The organism is Georgenia sp. M64, from assembly GCF_038049925.1.
GTDB lineage: Bacteria > Actinomycetota > Actinomycetes > Actinomycetales > Actinomycetaceae > Georgenia.
In genome coordinates this window covers 63,555-81,267 of record NZ_CP145809.1, presented here as the reverse complement: position 1 = coordinate 81,267, position 17,713 = coordinate 63,555, and the positions used below count along the sequence as shown (strand labels likewise).

15 protein-coding genes are annotated in these 17,713 nt (G+C 75.3%); 4 read left to right on the top strand and 11 right to left on the bottom strand.

From position 1 onward, the window contains the following. Positions 1-8: 8 nt before the first annotated feature. The 3 genes from AAEM63_RS00395 to AAEM63_RS00385 form a co-directional block, all read right to left on the bottom strand. Positions 9-425: a hypothetical protein gene (locus AAEM63_RS00395; RefSeq protein ID WP_341359771.1), complete on the bottom strand. Its 417-nt coding sequence runs from the start codon at positions 423-425 to the stop codon at positions 9-11. A 265-nt stretch (positions 426-690) separates the two neighbouring features. Further along, on the bottom strand, positions 691-2,256 hold the full coding sequence (locus AAEM63_RS00390) for a TrkA C-terminal domain-containing protein (RefSeq protein WP_341359770.1): 1,566 nt from the start codon (positions 2,254-2,256) through the stop codon (positions 691-693). Positions 2,257-2,261: 5 nt separating this feature from the next. Beyond that, positions 2,262-3,515, bottom strand: a complete 1,254-nt coding sequence (locus AAEM63_RS00385) for an NAD(P)-binding domain-containing protein (RefSeq protein ID WP_341359769.1) — start codon at positions 3,513-3,515, stop codon at positions 2,262-2,264. Between the two features lie 168 nt (positions 3,516-3,683). Here AAEM63_RS00385 and AAEM63_RS00380 point away from each other — a divergent pair, with 168 nt between their 5' ends. Further along, on the top strand, positions 3,684-4,586 hold the full coding sequence (locus AAEM63_RS00380) for a SprT-like domain-containing protein (RefSeq protein WP_341359768.1): 903 nt from the start codon (positions 3,684-3,686) through the stop codon (positions 4,584-4,586). Positions 4,587-4,678: 92 nt separating this feature from the next. Here the strand turns inward: AAEM63_RS00380 and AAEM63_RS00375 are convergent, their stop codons facing one another. Next, the gene (locus AAEM63_RS00375) at positions 4,679-7,639 is read right to left on the bottom strand and encodes an FAD-binding and (Fe-S)-binding domain-containing protein (RefSeq protein WP_341359767.1); all 2,961 of its coding nucleotides are present in this window, start codon (positions 7,637-7,639) and stop codon (positions 4,679-4,681) included. 174 nt (positions 7,640-7,813) lie between these two features. Between AAEM63_RS00375 and AAEM63_RS00370 the strand changes: the two genes are divergently transcribed. Beyond that, entirely contained in the window at positions 7,814-9,292 is a 1,479-nt protein-coding gene (locus AAEM63_RS00370) for an extracellular solute-binding protein (RefSeq protein ID WP_341359766.1), read from the top strand. 69 nt (positions 9,293-9,361) lie between these two features. Here AAEM63_RS00370 and AAEM63_RS00365 read toward each other — a convergent pair whose 3' ends face one another. The 4 genes from AAEM63_RS00365 to AAEM63_RS00350 all read right to left on the bottom strand — a co-directional run bounded on the left by AAEM63_RS00365 (position 9,362) and on the right by AAEM63_RS00350 (position 13,076). After that, positions 9,362-10,753 (bottom strand): NAD(P)(+) transhydrogenase (Re/Si-specific) subunit beta, encoded by a 1,392-nt coding sequence (locus tag AAEM63_RS00365; RefSeq protein ID WP_341359765.1) that lies wholly within the window; start codon positions 10,751-10,753, stop codon positions 9,362-9,364. Continuing rightward, positions 10,750-11,070, bottom strand: coding sequence for an NAD(P) transhydrogenase subunit alpha (locus AAEM63_RS00360; protein WP_341359764.1), 321 nt, complete (start codon positions 11,068-11,070; stop codon positions 10,750-10,752). Before AAEM63_RS00360 ends, AAEM63_RS00365 begins: the two co-directional genes overlap by 4 nt. Then, positions 11,067-12,362 carry an NAD(P) transhydrogenase subunit alpha gene (locus AAEM63_RS00355; RefSeq protein WP_341359763.1) on the bottom strand — a complete coding sequence of 432 codons (1,296 nt, stop codon included), beginning with the start codon at positions 12,360-12,362 and terminating at the stop codon, positions 11,067-11,069. Before AAEM63_RS00355 ends, AAEM63_RS00360 begins: the two co-directional genes overlap by 4 nt. 84 nt (positions 12,363-12,446) lie before the next feature. Beyond that, positions 12,447-13,076 (bottom strand): hypothetical protein, encoded by a 630-nt coding sequence (locus AAEM63_RS00350; protein ID WP_341359762.1) that lies wholly within the window; start codon positions 13,074-13,076, stop codon positions 12,447-12,449. A 244-nt stretch (positions 13,077-13,320) separates the two neighbouring features. Here AAEM63_RS00350 and AAEM63_RS00345 point away from each other — a divergent pair, with 244 nt between their 5' ends. Both AAEM63_RS00345 and AAEM63_RS00340 read left to right on the top strand, forming a co-directional pair. Beyond that, positions 13,321-13,899 (top strand): hypothetical protein, encoded by a 579-nt coding sequence (locus tag AAEM63_RS00345; RefSeq protein ID WP_341359761.1) that lies wholly within the window; start codon positions 13,321-13,323, stop codon positions 13,897-13,899. 76 nt (positions 13,900-13,975) lie between these two features. Then, the gene (locus AAEM63_RS00340; RefSeq protein ID WP_341359760.1) at positions 13,976-14,554 is read left to right on the top strand and encodes a phosphoribosyltransferase; all 579 of its coding nucleotides are present in this window, start codon (positions 13,976-13,978) and stop codon (positions 14,552-14,554) included. Here AAEM63_RS00340 and AAEM63_RS00335 read toward each other — a convergent pair. From AAEM63_RS00335 to AAEM63_RS00325, 3 genes are all read right to left on the bottom strand, one after another. Next, positions 14,538-15,071, bottom strand: coding sequence for a low molecular weight protein-tyrosine-phosphatase (locus AAEM63_RS00335; protein ID WP_341359759.1), 534 nt, complete (start codon positions 15,069-15,071; stop codon positions 14,538-14,540). The genes AAEM63_RS00340 and AAEM63_RS00335 overlap by 17 nt on opposite strands. 329 nt (positions 15,072-15,400) lie before the next feature. Beyond that, a complete protein-coding gene (locus tag AAEM63_RS00330) occupies positions 15,401-16,585 on the bottom strand; it encodes a glycoside hydrolase family 3 N-terminal domain-containing protein (RefSeq protein WP_341359758.1) in 1,185 nt (394 codons plus the stop codon). Beyond that, positions 16,582-17,697, bottom strand: coding sequence for a winged helix DNA-binding domain-containing protein (locus tag AAEM63_RS00325; protein ID WP_341359757.1), 1,116 nt, complete (start codon positions 17,695-17,697; stop codon positions 16,582-16,584). Before AAEM63_RS00325 ends, AAEM63_RS00330 begins: the two co-directional genes overlap by 4 nt. Positions 17,698-17,713: the final 16 nt, after the last annotated feature.

The window sequence follows — 17,713 nt, the reverse complement described above, 5'->3', positions numbered from 1 at the left end:
GCCGACTGTCAGAAGGTGCCGGGGACGGCCATCGTGAGCAGGCCGTCGTAGGCGGTGACCACGACGTTGCTCCACTCGACCGTCATCGGCGGGGTGCAGCTGGGCTGGAACGTCGCGGTGAGGGTCAGGGAGAACAGCGCCTTGCCGTTCTGCACGGGGAACTCACCCTCGGCCGAGAAGCTCTGCTTGTTGTCGGCGCTGGGCTTGTTGCCGCCGGGGTTGACGCAGCTGGCGTCGGCGGTGACCTGGACGTCCACCTGGTCCTCGTTGCCGAGCCCGGCGATCTTGCCCGAGACGGTCAGCGTGTCGCCGGCGCGGTCGACGTCGATGGCGCCCACGAAGTGCGGGCTGCCGGCGAAGGCCTGCGGGACGAAGAGGAAGGTGGCGAGAAGTGCGGTCAGGAGGGTGGCGAGGAGGCGGCGCATGGGAAGTCCTTTCGTGTGCGGTGGCAGGGGTTCGCACTCGACGGGCCGGTGTCGACCCGGAGGCGCATGACTGGCTCGGCCTCGCTGTCGCCCCGCGGGGGCGAGCGTGCACGACTGGATGACCTCATCGGTGTGTCGTCCCGGCACGGCCGGGATGTGCCGAATGCCCGGACTCTCCCGACCCGAGCCTAGGAAGCCCGCCGCCGCCCCGGTATCCGGCGATCACCCCGGGGGCGCCCTACGGTCGCCGTAGGGCGGGGAACGCTCAGCTCCCGATGACCTGCACGAGGAGGATCTTGACGATGATCCCGACGGCGAAGAGGGCGGCGTACCCGGCCTCGACCCGCTCGTCGGTGACACGCCCGTTGGCGTAGGCGAGGATCGCCGGCTGGCCCACGAGCCCGGCGAGCGCGCCGGCCGCTCGGGCGGTGCTCACCCCCGCGGTGCGGGCGAGGACGGCGAACAGCGCCGCCGTGAGGAGGCTGAGGGCCAGCGCGAGGACGACCACGCGCAGGCCGTCGCCGGTGAACGCTGCCGACGCGAACGCCTGACCGGACGCGAGGCCCGTCGCACCGAGGAACAGCAGCAGCCCGAGCTGGCGGATGGTGAGGTTCGCGGCCATCGGCAGGCCCCACACGAGCGGCCCGGTGCGCTCGAGGCGGCCGAGGACCATCCCGACGACGAGGGGGCCCGCGGCCGAGCCGAGGGCGAAGCTCGCCCCACCGGGCAGGGGCAGGGTGAGCAGGCCGAGGGCGAGACCGGCGGCGAGGCCGATCCCCAGGGAGAGCGCGTCGATCTCGCTGACCCGGCGCTCGGAGTCGCCGAAGAGCTCGCGCACCTCGTCCATGCGCCCGCGCGGGACGATGACGCGGACCTTGTCGCCGAGCTCGAGGACGAAGTCGTCCGAGGCGAGGAGGTCGAGGTCGCCGCGCCGCACCCGGGTGACGACGCCGTCGAAGCGTCCGGGGACGTCCAGGTCGGCGACCGTGCGGCCGGCGAGCGCCGGCCGGGAGACGATGAACCGGCGGTAGTCGACCGTGCTGCGGTCGTGCGCGAGGTGCTCGCTGACCCGGCGCCCCAGGCGCTCGCGCGCCGCGGCCACCGCCTCCGCGGGCCCGACCATGACCACCCGGTCCCCTGCCAGGAGCTCCTCGTCGGGGTCGATGACGCGGGTGCGGCCCGCTCGCTGGAGGTAGGACAGCCGCACGCGCTCCTCCGCGACCTCGGGCAGGTCCGCGATCCGTGCGGGGTGGAGCACCTCGACGGAGATGTCCACCAGGCCCACGCCGGCGACCGAGCCCTGGTCGCGCCGCGCCGGCCACGAGCGGGACAGGACGGCCCCGACCGCGAGGATGGTGACGACGACACCGACGGGGTAGGCCAGGGCGTAGCCGACCGCGGGCTCCTCCGACCCGGCGAGCTCCGTCGCGGCCGCGAGGGCCGGGGTCGAGGTCAGGGCGCCGGTGAATGCCCCCGACCGCAGCCCGGGCGTGAGCCCCAGCGCGGTGCCCAGGACGATCGCGGCGACCGCGACGAGCGCGAGGACGCCGACGGCGCCGCCCAGCAGCGGGAGCTGGCGGCGCAGGTCGCGGAAGAACCCGGAGCCGGCGCCGAGTCCGACGGTGTAGACGAACAGCGCCAGGCCGAGCGTCTGCAGGAGACCGAGCCCCTCGCCCAGCCGGGGGTCCAGGGCCCCGGCGGCCAGCCCGACGAAGAGGGCGCCGGCGGGTCCGAAGCGCAACGGGCCGAACGGGATCGTGCCGATGAGCGTGCCCGCCGCCACGACCACCATCATCGTCAGCAGGGGTGAGGCGGCGAGGACGTCGACCATGGGGCTCAGCCTCCCACCACCGCGGGGCGCTGCCCGGCCAGACGTCCGACGAGAGCCCGTGCGGCGTCGCGGCCGGCGCGGTTCGCACCGACGGTGGACGACGACGGCCCGTAGCCGACGAGATGGACGCGAGGCTCGCCCGCGACCTGGGTGCCGGCCATGACGATCCCGCCCCCGGGCGAGCACAGGCCGAGCGGCGCGAGGTGGTCGAGCGCTGCACGGAAGCCCGTGGCCCACACGATGACGTCCGCGGGCTGGAACGTCCCGTCCGCCGCCCGGACGCCACGGGGCTCGATGCGGGTGAACATCGGCCGGCGGTCCAGGACGCCGCGGGCTGCTGCGGCACGGAGCTCGGGGCGCCAGATGAGCCCGGTCACGGAGACGACGCTCGCCGGCGGCAGGCCCTGCCGTACGCGCTCCTCGACGAGGGCGACGGCGCGGCGGCCCGCGTCGGCGTCGAAGTCCTCGTCACGCCAGACGGGCTCGCGCCGGGTGAACCACGACGTGGTGGTCACCCGGGAGATCTCCTCGAGGAGCTGGACGGCGGAGATCCCGCCACCCACGACGGCGACGTGCTTCCCGGCGAGCTCCTCGGCCGAGACGTAGTCGGCCACGTGGAGCTGACGTCCGGCGAAGCTCTCCTGGCCGGGGTAGCGGGGCCAGAAGGGCCGGGTCCACGTGCCCGTGGCATTGACGACGGCGCCGGCGGCCCAGGTCCCGGCGTCGGTGTCGAGGAGGAGGTCACCGCCGGGGTCGGCGTCGGCGCGGCGGACCGTCCGTACGGACACCGGCCGCAGGACGGGCAGGTCGAAGGAGCTCTCGTAGTCGGCGAAGTAGCGCGGCAGTGCCTCGGCGGACGGCTCGGCGGGATCGACAACCGGCTGGGGCGCTCCGGGCAGGTCGTGGATGCCGTTGACCGTGGCCATCCGCAGGGACCGCCACCGGTGGCGCCACGCCCCGCCGGGGCCGGCCTCGGCGTCGAGGACGACGTAGGTGCCCGCGCCGTCGGTGGGCGACCCCTGCGCGGGGCCGACCGCGGGACCGGCCGGGACGAGCCCGAGACGGCGCAGGTGGTAGGCGGCCGAGAGCCCGGCCTGTCCGGCCCCCACGACGACGACGTCCGCCCGGCGCCGGCCGTCCTGACGCGCTCCGTCCTGACGAGCCCCGTCCTGACGAGCTCCGTCCTGCGGCGCCTCGACGCGAGGCTGCCCACGACGCTGCTCGGCGGTCCGGGCGGGCGCGGTGGCGGTGGCGGTCATATTGGGACAACGCCCAGGGCTGGTCGCTCCTTCCGGGGCGCGGCGTGGGACTGCCCACATGGCCACCCGTCCACAGCCACTCGTGCCCGCGCCCCGCCCCCAGGCTCGACACCGGTGTCGGTAGCGCCCCGTAACCTCCTCTCAGCGGGCACGAGGGAGGGAGCGGCGATGGACCTGCGGGAGGTGGTGGCGCTCGGGCGGGAGCTCCTGGACCGGCACGGCCTGACATCGTGGGCCTTCACCCTCGACGGCGCGAAGCGGCGCGCGGGGGTGTGCCGCTTCGACCGTCGGACGATCTCGGTCTCGCGGCACCTCATGTCGCTCTACGACGTCGAGCAGGTCCGGGACACGGTCCTGCACGAGATCGCCCACGCGCTGGTCGGGCCCAAGCACGGCCACGACGCCGTCTGGCGGGCGAAGGCGCTGGCCATCGACTGCTCCGGCTCCCGCCTCGTCGACGCGGAGGCCCCGCGCGCGCCGGCGCCGTGGCGGGGGGTGTGCCCGCGCGGCCACGCCTTCGACCGGCACCGCCGCCCTGCCCGCCCCTCGAGCTGCGCGCGCTGCGACCCGTCGTTCAACCCCGACCTCCTGCTCCGGTGGACCTTCCACGGCCGGCAGGTGCCGATGGGCCAGCGGTACGAGCGCGAGCTGCTCAACGCGCTGGCCGGGAGCCGGCGGCGACGGGCGGCCGAGCTCTACGCCGACGCGCTCGCCGGACGCGGCGGCACCGGGACGAGTCGCCGGCCGGGCGAGCCCTGGTGGGTGCACGACCAGCTCGAGGCCGACGGCGAGGACTGGGTCCTTGACGACGACGGGCGGCGCTGGCGGCTGGAGGAGCCGCCGCCCGAGATCGCGGACCCGCCCCTGACCCCCGAGATGCGCCTCGCGGTGCGTGCCGCGAGCGGCGGCCTGGGCCCGGGCTGGACGGTCCGGCTGACGGCGCCGGGCCGGTACCACGGTGTCGAGGGCTCGGTGGTCAAGAGCGCGCGGACGAGGTACCACGTGCGGGCCGGGCGCGGCGTTCTCACGGTGCCGTTCGAGTACGTCGAGCCGGTCCGCCCGCCCGGGTGAGCTCCGGGGTCCACACGTGACGCGAGAGTCGTCACGTCGATGGCGCGTGGCATCACGTCGGTGGCGCGTGCCTCCTCGTCGGTGACGCGGTGCTACCGCGTGACCTCCTCAAGCACCTCGAGGACGTGGCGGTACGGACGGCCGGTGGCGGCGGTCATGCCCATCTCGCAGGTGCGGTTGCACGAGGCGTAGGCCGCGAACGGGCCCTGGTCGCGCTCGAGCGTGGCGATCTCTGCCGCCTGGGCCTCGGTCGCGCCGGCGGTGAGCTCGGGGTGGAGCATGCCGCGGTCGCCCGCGGTGCCGCAGCACCCCCACGCGACGGGGACGGTCACGTCGGCCGCGGCCGCGCGGGCGACCTCGGTGAGGTCCTCCACCGCACCGAGGTGGACGAGCGAGCACGTCGGGTGCAGCGCGAGGGTGGGCACCCGCCGGGACGGCTCGACGTCCAGGCGGGGCAGGACCTCCTCGCGGGTGAACGTCACGGCGTCGACCGTGCGCACCCGGCCCCACCTCTCGGCGGCGGTCCCGGTGAGGTGCTTGCCGATGCCGGCCAGGCCGTGGCTGCAGCTCGAGGCGTCCGACACCAGCGGCACCCGACCGCCCCGCGTCAGCCGCCACACCGAGGCCGCGACGCGGGCGGCCATGTCGGCGGCGCCGTCGGTCAGGCCCTTGGACTCCCACACGGTGCCGCAGCACAGGGAGTCGATCCCCTCGGGCACCGCGACGCGCAGCCCTGCCCGCTCGCACAGGCGCAGGAACGCCGCCCCGGCGCCGTCCCCACCGCCCTCGGCGGCGAAGATCGAGCCGATGCACGCCGGGAAGAACACGACGTCCGCCGCCATGGGGCCGTCCGCCCCGGCGTCCGCACCGGCGCCCGGCCCCGGCCGGGTTCCACGGCCGGCTCCAGCTCCTCGGCCGGTTCCGGCTCCTCGGCCAGGTCCGGCCACGACCGCGGGGGACGCGGCGGCCAGCGCCCGCCGTGAGCCGCCCGGGCCGGGCAGGTCGTCGCCGACCTGGGGGATCCAGTCGCGCAGGGTCTCCCCCGCCACCGCCCGCACCCCCGCGGTCAGGCCCCGCAGGACCGGGGTCGGCACCGCACCGGCGACCCGCAGCGCGCCACGGATGGCCGTGGTTGCCGGGCCCCACGCCCCGGCCGCGAGCGCGCCCGCCGTCCGGACCGGCAGCGGCCGTGACGCCGCGCGGAAGGACTTCATGACCTTCCCGGTGTCGATGCCCACCGGGCACGCCGTCACGCACAGCGAGTCCGCGGCGCAGGTGTGCACGGCCTGGTAGGTGTACTCGTCCTCGAGCTCGGCCCGCCGCTCCGGCGTCGAGACCGCCATCTCGCGCAGGAGGACGATGCGCTGGCGCGGCGTCGTCGTGGTGTTCCGCGAGGGGCACACCGGCTCGCAGTAGCCGCACTCGACGCACCGGTCGAGCTCGGGGTGGGCCGCCGGGAAGAGCTTGAGGTTCTTCAGGTGCGCCTCGGGGTCGTCGTCCAGGACCACACCGGGGTTGAGGATCCCGGCCGGGTCGCACAGGGCCTTGACCTCGCGCATGACCTCGTACAGCTCGTCGCCGAACTGCCGGCGCACGTACGGCGCCATGATCCGGCCCGTGCCGTGCTCGGCCTTGAGCGAGCCGTCCGCACCGAGGATGAGGTCGACGAGGTCCTCGGTGAACGCAGCGTAGGCGTCGAGCTCGGCGGTCACGTCGAGGTGCGGGTTGATCTGGAAGTGCAGGTTCGCGTCCTTGGCGTGGCCGAAGATGACCGCGTCGTCGTAGCCGTACCGCGCGAGGAGGACCCCGAGGTCCCGGACGGTCGCGGGCAGCGCCGGCGGCGGGACGACGATGTCCTCGAGCAGCGCCGTGGTGCCCTGCGGCCGGGCACCGGCGACGGCGGCGTAGAGGACCTTGCGGGTCACCCACATCCGGCCGCGGGCGACCGGGTCGGTGGTGAGCTCGGCCGGGGCGCTCAGCGCCAGCCCCCCGATGACCGGGCGGAGTCCGGCGGTCAGGGACGCCAGGCCCTCGGCCGTGGGGTCCTGGACCTCCACGAGCAGGGCGGTGTGGTCACGCACCGCGAGCGCGCGCATGACCTCGGGTGCCTTGGGGTCGCGCTGGGAGACGCGCAGCGACGACGCGTCGAGGAGCTCGACGGCGTCCGCGCCGGCCGCGGTGAGCGGGATGATCGCGTCGGTGGCCGCGTCGATGGTCTCGAAGACGCACAGCGCGGTCGCGGCGTGCGGCTGGGCGGGCACGGTGCGCAGGGTGACCTCGGCGATGTAGGCGAGGGTGCCCTCCGCCCCGACGACGAGGTGGGCGAGGATGTCGGCCGGGCCGTCGTGGTCGAGGAAGGCGTTGAGGGCGTAGCCCATCGTGTTCTTCATCGAGAACTGGTGCTCGATCTTCGCCCGGAGCCCGGCGTCGCCGCGCAGACGGTCGCGCAGCCGGGCCAGCCCGGCGTACAGGTCCGGCTCCAGAACGCGCAGGCGCTCGTCGGCGTCGGGCCGGCCGGTGTCCACGACCGTGCCGCCGGGCAGGACGAGGACCATCGACTCCAGGGTGCGGTACGCCGTCATCGTCGTGCCCGAGGTCATGCCCGAGGAGTTGTTCGAGACGATGCCGCCGAGGGTGCACGCGATCTCGCTCGCGGGGTCGGGGCCGAGGCGGCGGCCGTGCGGGGCGAGGGCGGCGTTGACCCGGCGCAGGACCGCGCCGGGCTGGCAGCGCACCCGGGCGCCGTCGTCGAGGACCTCCACCCGCGCCTGGTGACGCCTGACGTCGACGAGGACCGAGTCGCTCGAGGCCTGCCCCGACAGGGAGGTCCCCCCGGCGCGGAACGTCAGCGGCGTGCCCGCACGGGTGGCGGCGGCCATGACGGCCGCGACCTGCTCGGGCGACGTCGCGGTGACGACGGCCTTCGGCGTGAGGAGGTAGTGCGACGCGTCGTGCGCGAGGCGTACCCGGTCCACCAGCGCGGTGGAGACGTGGTCCGGGCCGCCGGCGGCCGACAGGCCCGCCAGGGCGGTGGGGTCCAGCGTGAGCGTCATTGCCTGCCACCTCGTCGTCGTGTGCGCCTACTGTGCCACCGCTCCGCAGGTCACAAAACGATTCCGGTGCTTGACGTTTGCATGACGGAGCGCGGACCGGACGATAACCTGCCGGAGGCGCCCCGATCCCGGCACCGACCCGGGAGCGCCGAGCCCGTACCAGGAGTGGCCCCGATGAGATCCCCCCGTCGCCCCCGTGGCACGGCCGCGGCGGTCGCGGGGAGCGCGCTCGCCCTCGCCGCGTGCACCACGGAGGCGGGCGACGCCGGGCTGGCCGCCCCGACCGACGACGGCTCGTCGAGCGTCACGCTGCGCGTGTGGGACGCGGCCGCCGCCCGGGCCTACGCGGAGTCCTTCGACGCGTTCATGACCGAGCAGCCCGACATCCGCGTCGAGGTCGAGGTCGTGCCGCGTGCGGAGTACTGGGACCGGGTGGAGAGCGACCTCGCGGCCGGGGAGATGGCCGACCTCTTCTGGGCCGACGGCGCCGGCTACGCGCGCTACGCCGAGGAGGGGGCCCTCGTCGACGTCGGCGCCGCCCTGGGCGACGAGCACGACGAGTGGGTGGGCGCCGTCACCGACCTCTTCAGCCGGGACGGCACGGTGTGGGGGGTGCCGCAGCTGTGGGACCCCGTCGCGCTGTACCACGACGTGGAGATGGTGGAGTCGGCCGGGGTCGACGTCGAGGAGCTCGCCTGGTCCCCTGACGGCACCACGACGGGGGCGAGCGAGAGCGGCGACGACGGGGACGACGCCGCCGACGACGCCGACGGGGATACGGCCGGCGGCGACGCGGCCGCCGAGGGCGGCGACGCGCCCGGCGAGGACGTGACCCCCGAGGACCAGACCGACGACGCCGACCCGGCTGCCGCGGACGACACCCTGCTCGACGCCGCCCGGGCCCTGACGACCGACTCCTCGGGGCGCCGCGCGGACGAGGACGGCTTCAACCCAGCCGCCCCGGCCACGTACGGCTTCGACGCGCAGGGTGACCTCCTCGCGGTCGCCGGCTCCTTCCTCGCCCAGAACGACGCCGCCCTCATGGCCGAGGGGGAGTTCGCCTTCGCCACGGAGCGCGGTGAGCAGACCTTCGGCTACCTCGTCGACATGGTCACCCGTCACCGGACCGCACCGCCCGTCGTCGCCGGCGGCCCCTCCGCGGTGGACCTGTTCACCGCCGGGCGTCTCGCGCTCCTCCAGTCCGGTGCCACGGACCTGCGGGCCGTCGCCGAGTCGGCGCGCGGACCGTGGGCGCTCGCCCCGCTGATCGCCGGTCCCGAGGGGCGGGTCGCGGTCGTCGACGGCGTCGCCGCCGTCGGCAACGCCGCGACGGAGGACGAGGGCGCCGCCGTCGCGGTGCTACGGTGGCTCGGCTCGGCCGACGGCCAGGCCGCGCTCGCCGGGCAGGGCGTCGCCCCGCCCGCCGCGGTGGGCGCGACGGACGCGTTCGTCGAGCACTGGTCCGACCAGGGGGTCGACGTGCGACCGTTCTTCGAGGTCGACGCCGCCGTGCCCGCACCGTCCGGCCCCCGGGTCCGGGCCGGCTTGGCGGCCCTCACGCCGATCCTCGGCGAGATGTACGTCGGCCTCGCGCCCGTGCCGGCGGCCCTCGTCCGGGCGCAGGACGCCGCCAACACGGCGATGGAGCCCTGATCCACCAGGGCTCCATCGCGGCGTGTCGCGGCCGAGATCGCTGCATGTCGCGGCCGGCCGGGCCGCGACCTAGACCTCTTTCAGCGCACCCACCACGTTGGTGAGGGACTCCTTGGCGTCACCGAAGAGGACCTGGGTCTTCTCCGAGAAGAGGAGCTCGTTCTCGATGCCCGCGAACCCGGGCCGCATGGAGCGCTTGAGGAAGATCGTCTGGCCGGCCTGGTCGGCGTTGATGATCGGCATGCCGTAGATCGGTGCGCCGGGGTCGGTCCGGGCCGCGGGGTTGACCACGTCGTTCGCCCCCACGACGACGACGACGTCGGTCGAGGGCATCGCGGCGTTGATGTCGTCGGCCTCGACGAGGAGCTCGTAGGGCACGTTGGCCTCGGCGAGGAGGACGTTCATGTGCCCGGGCATCCGCCCGGCCACCGGGTGGATGCCGTAGACGGCGTCCACGCCGCGGGTCCGCAGCGCCGTGACGAGCTCGGCGACGACGTGCTGCGCCTGCGCCACGGCGAGACCGTAGCCGGGGACGACGACGACCTTGTTGGCGTAGGCGAGGGTGATCGCGACGTCCTCGGCCTGCGCCCGGCGGACCGGGCGGTCCGAGGTCTGCGTGGACCCGGCCGTGGAGCCGCCCTTGAGCGCCCCGAAGAGGATGCCCGTCACGGAGCGGCCCATCGCCGTCGCCATGGCGATGGTGAGGATCGAGCCGGACGCGCCGACGAGGGTGCCGGCCACCAGCAGCAGGGTGTTGGACATCGCCCACCCGGACGCCGCCACCGTCAGGCCGGTGAAGGCGTTGAGCAGGGAGATGACGATCGGCACGTCGGCCCCGCCGACCGGCAGGACCAGCAGTGCGCCGAAGGCCAGGCCGACGACCATGAGGACGACGCCGAGCCACACGTTGCCGGTGACGGCCACCGCGACCCCAACGCCGACGCCGGCGACCAGGGCCGCGACCATGAGGGGTGCGGCGCCGGGGACGACGATCGGCCGCGAGGTGATGGTCCCCTGCAGCTTGAAGTAGGTGAGGATCGAGCCGAGGAGCGAGGTCGAGCCGACGAGGATCGCGAACGCGGTCGCCGTCGTCGCGACGGCGCCGGACTCGGTCCCCATCCACTCGGCCAGCTCGATGACGCCGACGACGGCGGCGGCGCCGCCGCCCACACCGTTGAAGATGGCGACGAGCTGCGGCATCTCGGTCATCTTGACCCGTCGCGCGGCGGGCACGGCGACGGCCGAGCCGATGCCGACCGAGCCGAGGACGAAGGCGAGGTTGGCGCCGTGGAAGTCGGTGGAGAGCAGCACCGTGACGACGGCGATCGCCGCGCCCAGTGCGCCGAGGAGGTTGCCGCGTCGGGCGCCGCGCGGGGACGACAGGCCCTTGAGGGCGAGGATGAAGCAGACGGCGGCGGCGAGGTAGATGACCTCGGCCACGGCGGCGGGGAGGAGGTTCATCGGGGGTCACCGGCCATCTCGGACTCACGCTGGGGCTGCTTGGGCCGGCCGGAGAACATCTCGAGCATCCGGTCGGTGACGACGAACCCGCCGACGAGGTTGACGGTCGCGAGGAGGGTCGCGAGGGACCCGAGCACGATGAGCCAGGGCTCGGTCGCGTGGGCGGTCACGGCGATCGCGCCGACGAGGATGATGCCGTGGATGGCGTTCGCGCCCGACATCAGCGGGGTGTGCAGGGTCGAGGAGACCTTCGAGACCACCTCGACGCCGACGAACGCCGCCAGGACGAAGAGGGTCAGGATCGTGATGCCGCTCATCGCCGGCCTCCCGCGTAGCTCGTGGTGCGGTCCTCACCGGCGGTGTCGGGCGAGACCGGTGAGGTCAGGTCCGCGCCCGGCGGGGTGGCAACGTCCGGGCCGGGCCCGGTGGTCAGGTCGGTCTCGGGCGTGACCGGCACGGCGTCGGCGGGCGGCGCCACCGGTGCGCCGTCACGGTCACGTGTCACGCCGTCATGGGTGAGGGCGAGACCGGCGACGATGTCGTCGTCGAGCGGGACGACGAGCTCGCCGTCCGCGACGAGCAGGGCCAGGACGTTCGCGACGTTCTTGGCGTACAGGCGTGAGGCGTCCGCGGGCAGGTCGGACGGCGCCGAGGCGAGGCCGACGACCGTCACCTCGCCGCCACCGCGCGAGCTCGGGACGCGCACGTCCTCACCCGGGCGCGAGCCCTCGACGTTGCCGCCCGTGGAGGCGGCGAGGTCGACGACGACCGAGCCGGGCCGCATCGCGGCCACCATCGGACCGGTCACGAGCAGGGGGGCGCGGCGGCCGGGGACGGCCGCGGTGGTGATGAGGACGTCCGCGTCGGCGATGTGCGGGGCGAGCGCGGCCTGCTGACGCTCGGCGGCGGAGGAGCCCAGCGCGCGGGCGTACCCGCCGGTGCCGGTGCCCTCGGCGGCGTCGAGCCCGACGTCGATGAACGTCGCGCCCACCGAGCGGGCCTCCTCGGCGGAGTCGGGCCGGATGTCGTTGGCGGCGACCTTCGCGCCCAGGCGCTTGGCGGTGGCGATGGCCTGGAGGCCCGCGACGCCGATGCCCAGGACGACCACCTTCGCCGGCGGGACCGTGCCCGCCGCGGTCATGGCGAGCGGGAAGAACCGCGGGAGGCGGATGGCGGCCTCGAGGACGCACCGGTACCCCGCCGCGAGGGCCTGGGAGGACAGGACGTCCATGGACTGGGCCCGGGAGGTCCGGGGGAGCCGCTCGAAGGCCAGCACGGTGAGCCGGTTCGCGTTCGCCGCGGCGAGGCGCTCGTCGTCGTCGAGCGGCGACTCCAGGCCCAGGGTCACCGCCCCGGGCCGGAGCCGGGTGAGGGCCGTGGCGGGCAGCGGCGTGACGTGGGCGAGGACGTCGACGGCGGCGAGGTCGATCGCCGGGACGACCTCGGCGCCGGCGGCCGTGTAGGCCTCGTCCGGGTGGGTCGAGGCGGCACCTGCGCCGGACTCGACGAGGACGCGGTGGCCGGCGCGCACCAGTGCCGAGACGATGTCCGGCACCAGGGCCACCCGGGTCTCGGGAGATGGTTCCCGTGGGGCTGCGATGGTGATCACAGACCGAGCCTAGGCTCGTCCGAGTCCGGATTCTGGGACTTTGTCCCCAACGCCCGCCGGACCGCCGGTGCGGGCCCGGGACGGTCAGAAGCCGTCCCAGCGCACGACGACCGGCTTGTCGACGTCGTGCATGTCGATGAGGACGTCGGCCCTGGTCACGGGGTCGTCCCGCTCGACGTACAGGCGCAGGGCAGGGAAGTACCGCTCGCGGTACCGGTGCTCGAGGGCGCCGAGCTGGTCCTCGTTGTAGATGTGGCGGTCCCGCACGCGGACCCGCCCCATGGCCACGTCCTCGGTGACCGAGAGGTAGATCGTCACGTCCCAGAGGTCGGCGAGCTCGGGGCGCTGCAGGGACATGCCGTCGACGAGGACGATCGTGCCCGGCGGGTCGTGGTCCGCGCCGAGCGCGGTGTCGCGGATCCGGTCGAGCTCGTAGGCGTGCGCGTAGAGCCAGGCGGGGTCCGCCGCCGCGGGGGTGCGCCGGACCTGGATGGGGACCATGAACTCGTCGGTGCTGAACCGGCGGACCTCGGCGCCGTCGTGGAGCATCGGGGTGAGGATGTCGTCGAGCTGGCGCGCGAAGGTGGTCTTGCCCGCGGCGTCGGGGCCGTCGATCCCCACCCGCAGGCACCTCACGTCCCGGGCCCGCGTCACGAGGCCCTCGGCGAGGCGGTTCAGGACGTAACGGCGGGCGGAGGACGGCACTGGCTCCATGATCGGATGCTAGGCCGGGTCCGGGTGCCCCGCCCTCCGAATCCACCATCTGGTGGCGGGCGTCCGACGCACGGACCCGGCCGTCCGGCTGCGGACGTGCTGCACTGGTGCCATGGGAGGCGGTGCGGTCAGCGGGCGCGGGGTGAGGCCGTCTGCCTCAGGAGGAGCCTCGCAGCGGCCGACCGCGCGGAGCGGGACTGCACGCCCGCCGACGGCGCGCCGCCCGACCGCGCGCAGCCGGAGGGTGCGTCGCCGAGCACGGGTGCTGCGCGCGGTGGCGCTGGCCGCCCTCGCCCTGGCCGGCCTCGCGGCCTGGGACGCCCGACCGGCGGACCGGCTCGTCGGCGGTCCCGCCGCGCCCGTGAGCACCCCCCTCCCCGGGGCGCCCGCGCCCTTCACCGGCGAGAAGGGCGGCTGCACGGCCGCGGACCCCACCGGCACCGGCGGGTGCCTGACCGCGCCGACGTCGTGGATGCTCGAGCAGGTCACCGCCGCGTTCGGCGCGCAGCCGGCGACGTGCTGGAGCGAGCACGCCTGGAACCCGGGCAGCGACCACCCGGCCGGGCGGGCGTGCGACTTCTTCCCCGGCCCGGCCGGGGAGTTCGCCGCGGGCACCGACCTCGCCGAGGGCTGGGCCACCGCGGAGTGGCTGCGCCGGCACGCCGACGCCCTGCAGGTGCGGTACGTGATCTGGCAGGGCCGGATCTGGGTGGAGTCGCGCCCGCACCTGGGCTGGGCCCCCTACGACGGCGGGGGCGTGTACGACCCGACCGACGCCGTCGGCGGCCACTTCGACCACGTGCACGTCTCGATGCGCCGCTGAGCAGGTCGACGCGCGCCGAGCACGGTCCCCGCCACCGTCGCGGAGGTCCCGGTCCGCACGGCCGTAGGCTGGGCGGATGAGCGAGACGACACGGGCCTTCGACGACGGCGCCACCACCGCTGAGGAGCAGGAGCGCGAGGTCCTCGGCTGGGCCCAGTTCGGGGAGGCCGCACGGGACCTCGCGCGCGAGGTGGTCCGCTCGGGGTGGATGCCCGACCTCGTCATCGCCGTCGCCCGGGGCGGGCTCGTGCCCGCCGGGGCGGTCGCGTACGCGCTGGGGACGAAGGCGATGGGCACGCTCAACGTCGAGTTCTACACCGGCGTCGCCGAGACCCTGCCCGAGCCGGTCGTGCTGCCCCCGCTCATGGACACCTCGGAGCTGCCGGGCAAGCGCGTGCTCGTCGTCGACGACGTCGCGGACTCCGGCCGCACGCTCGCGCTCGTCATGGACCTCATCCGCACCCGGGGCCTGCCGGCCGACGTCGACGGCGACGGTGCGGTCACCACCGGGGAGACGGTCGCGGTCGACGCGCGCTCGGCCGTCGTCTACGCCAAGCCCCGCTCGGTCATCGAGCCGGACTACGTCTGGCGCCGCACCGACCTGTGGATCACGTTCCCGTGGTCGGCGCAGCCACCGGTCACGGCTGCGGACTGACTCCCAGCCGCTCGCGGACGAGCGCCAGCACGCTCTCGGCCCCGCGCTCGACGACCTCGAGAGTGTCGTAGAAGCCTTCCCGGCCGCCGTACCAGGGGTCGGGCACGTCCAGGTGGTGCTCGGCGGCGCCGTCGGCCAGCCGCGGCGCGGTGGCGTCGAACTCGCGCCAGAGGCGAATCTCCGCGGCGCGGTCGAGGCCGCGCGCCCGTCGGCGCAGCACGCGGGCGTGCTCGGTGGTCATGGCGAGGACGAGGTCGTAGGCGGCCAGCTCCTCCTCCTCGACCCGGTGGGCGCTGTGCACGTGGGGGTCGTACCCGCGCTCGACGAGGACCGAGTGCGCGCGCGGGTCGATGGGGTTGCCGCGCTCCTCGTCGCTGACCCCGCCCGAGGCGACCTCGACGGCGTCGTCGAGCCCGGCCTCGCGCAGCCGCTCGCGCAGCACCACCTCGCCCATGGGCGAGCGGCAGATGTTGCCGGTGCAGACGACGAGGACGCGGTACGGGTCTGGGGTGCTCACCACACCATCGTGCCAGTGGAGCGTTGCGTCCCGAAAAGGGGGTGACAGCGCCCGGGTGAGGTGCTTACCGTGGTGCGCACACGAGAGAGGAGGTGGTCCAGAGGTGAATTCCTGCAGGACGCGTGAGGTGGCCACCCGCTAGCCGTCAGCGGACGGACCTGCCGGTCCTCCCGCCACGGCGGCGGCGAGAACCAGGTGGTCACCGGAGCCCGCGGGGCCGTGAGCTCGTCCTACACGGCACCGGCCGAACGGCCGGACCCGCGGGCTCTTCCACGCCCGCGCTCAGGCGGCGGGGCTCGTCCACGCCCAGGCGGCCGGCCCAGCCGCGCTCAGGCGGCGGCGAGCGAGCGGGCCTTGAGCGCCTGCACCCGCTGGTAGGACGCCGCGATACGCGCCTCGCTGACCTCCCCGGCCTCGACCATCGCCAGGATGGCCGCGTGGGCCCGGGCCCCGTGCGTGACCGAGGCGAGCAGGACGATGTCGGTTCCGGCGAGCACCGCGCGGCGCACCGCCTCCTCGAACCCCCACTCCCGGGCGACGGCCCCCATGAGCAGGTCGTCGCTGATGACGACGCCCCGGTACCCCAGCTCACCGCGCAGCAGCCCGTTGATGGTCGCCGCGGACAGCGACGCCGGGTACCGCGGGTCCACGGCGGTGTTGACGACGTGGGCGACCATGACCGCGTCGGCGAGACCGGCGTCGACGAGCACGCGGTAGGGCTCGAGCTCGACCGCGTCCCAGGTGGCGGTGACGTCGACGAGCCCGGCGTGGGTGTCCCCCCGCGAGCTCCCGTGACCGGGGAAGTGCTTGAGCGTGGTGAGGACGCCGACGTCGTGGTGGCCCTGGACGAACGCGGCGGCGTGCGCGGCCACCGCCGCGGGGTCGGCCGAGAAGCTGCGCCCCAGGGAGCCGATCACCGGGTTGGCCGGGTAGGTGTCGACGTCGACGACCGGCGCGAGGTTGAGGGTGACGCCCGCCGCGGCGAGCGTGCGGGCCATCTCGGCCGACGCCGCGCGGGTGGCGGCGGGGTCCCCGCGCCCGAGGTCGCGCGCCGACAACGTCGGCGGGAAGCCCCGCGTCGGACCGAGGCGAGCCACCCGGCCGCCCTCCTGGTCGACGGCGACGAGCAGCGGGGACGCCGCCGCCTCCTGGAGCGACGCCGTCAGCGCGGCCACCTGCTCGGGCGAGGCCACGTTCGACGCGCCACCGGCGGAGAAGAGGACGACCGAGCCGAGGTGGCGCTCGGTGAGCTCGGCGAGCACCGGGTTGTCCGGGGTGAGGACGGCGCCGGGGAAGCCGAGCATGAGCATCTGGCCGGCCATCACCTCCAGCTGGGGCCGCGGCGGCGCTGCCGGGGTCGGCGTGGGTGCCGGTAGGGAGACCGTGGGAGCCTCGGTCGGCCGGAGAGCGGGCGCGCCGACCTGCCGGGCCGTCTCCGGTCCGGCGCAGGCTGCGAGCGCGGCGAGGAGGCCTCCCGAGAGGACGGCTCGCCGGGTGGGTCGGTTCGAGGTCATGCCACCGCCGGGTACTCGGCCGCGCGGCGCTCGATCCCCCGCCGGACGGTTGCCGGGAGGTCGGTGAACGGCTCGGCCTCGATGCGTCGCCCCCTGCCGACCCGCCGCCAGGTGCCCACGACCCGGCCGCGCGCGAGGACCGTCGGCCGGAACATCCCGTTGCCGCCGGGGACCACCCGTTCGGCGTGGGCGGGGTCGAGGGTCGCGGTCCGGTCGGCGTAGCCGAGGATGAGCTCGTCGAAGCCGGGCAGGAGGAGGACACCGCCGGCCTCGGCCCGCGCGTCCGCCAGGCGCTGGGGCGTGGCCGGGTCCATGAGGTGCTCGACGCCGCCGACGTCGACCGCCTCGAGCCGGTCCCGGGCGAGGGCGAGGCCGGTGCGGGTGTCCGCGGCGGTGAGCTTGGTCCAGGACCGGAAGTCGGCCACAGTGGCGGGCCCGTGGCTGAGGAAGTAGCGCCGCACCCACTCCCCCAGCGCCTCCTCACGGCCGGGCCGGTGCGGCGCGGGCACCCACTCGTCGAGCAGGACGATCCGCTGCTCGGCGCCGTCCGTGGGGCCGAAGCACGTCACGCCGCGCTGGGAGAGGTGCCACAGCAGGTGGTAACCGCACTGCGGGACGCCGAGCAGGCCGGCGCGCTCCCACAGCGCCATGAGCTCGGCGCGACGGATCGAGCGGCCGCCGTTGAGGGCCTCGACGGCGAGGGTCGTCGCGCGCCCGAGCATCGCCTCGTCGATGCCGAGCTGCTCGCGACGGCGGGCGGCGCCGGTGAGGAGCCGCTCGCTCGTCAGCGCGAGCATCCAGCCCAGGTCCTCGGCGGGCACCAGGTGGAGGGTGCCGCGCATCGGCCAGGAGCGCACCACGGCGCCGGTGTCCAGGGCGGCGCGGACGCCGCGGTGGTCGGTGGCATCGCCGTCGTCCGGGCCGCGATGGGGGGCGCCGCCGCCGTCGGGGGCGCCGGCGCGCTCCGTACGCAGCATCACCGACGCCAGGGCGCCTGGGTAGTCCTGCGCCTGCATCGCGGTCATCCACCGGACCACGGCGGCGGCGGTCGGTTCGCGCGGGCCGACGAGGCGTTGTGCGGCCAGGCGGAGGCGCGCGACGTCGACGGTCATGTGGTCCAAGGGTAGG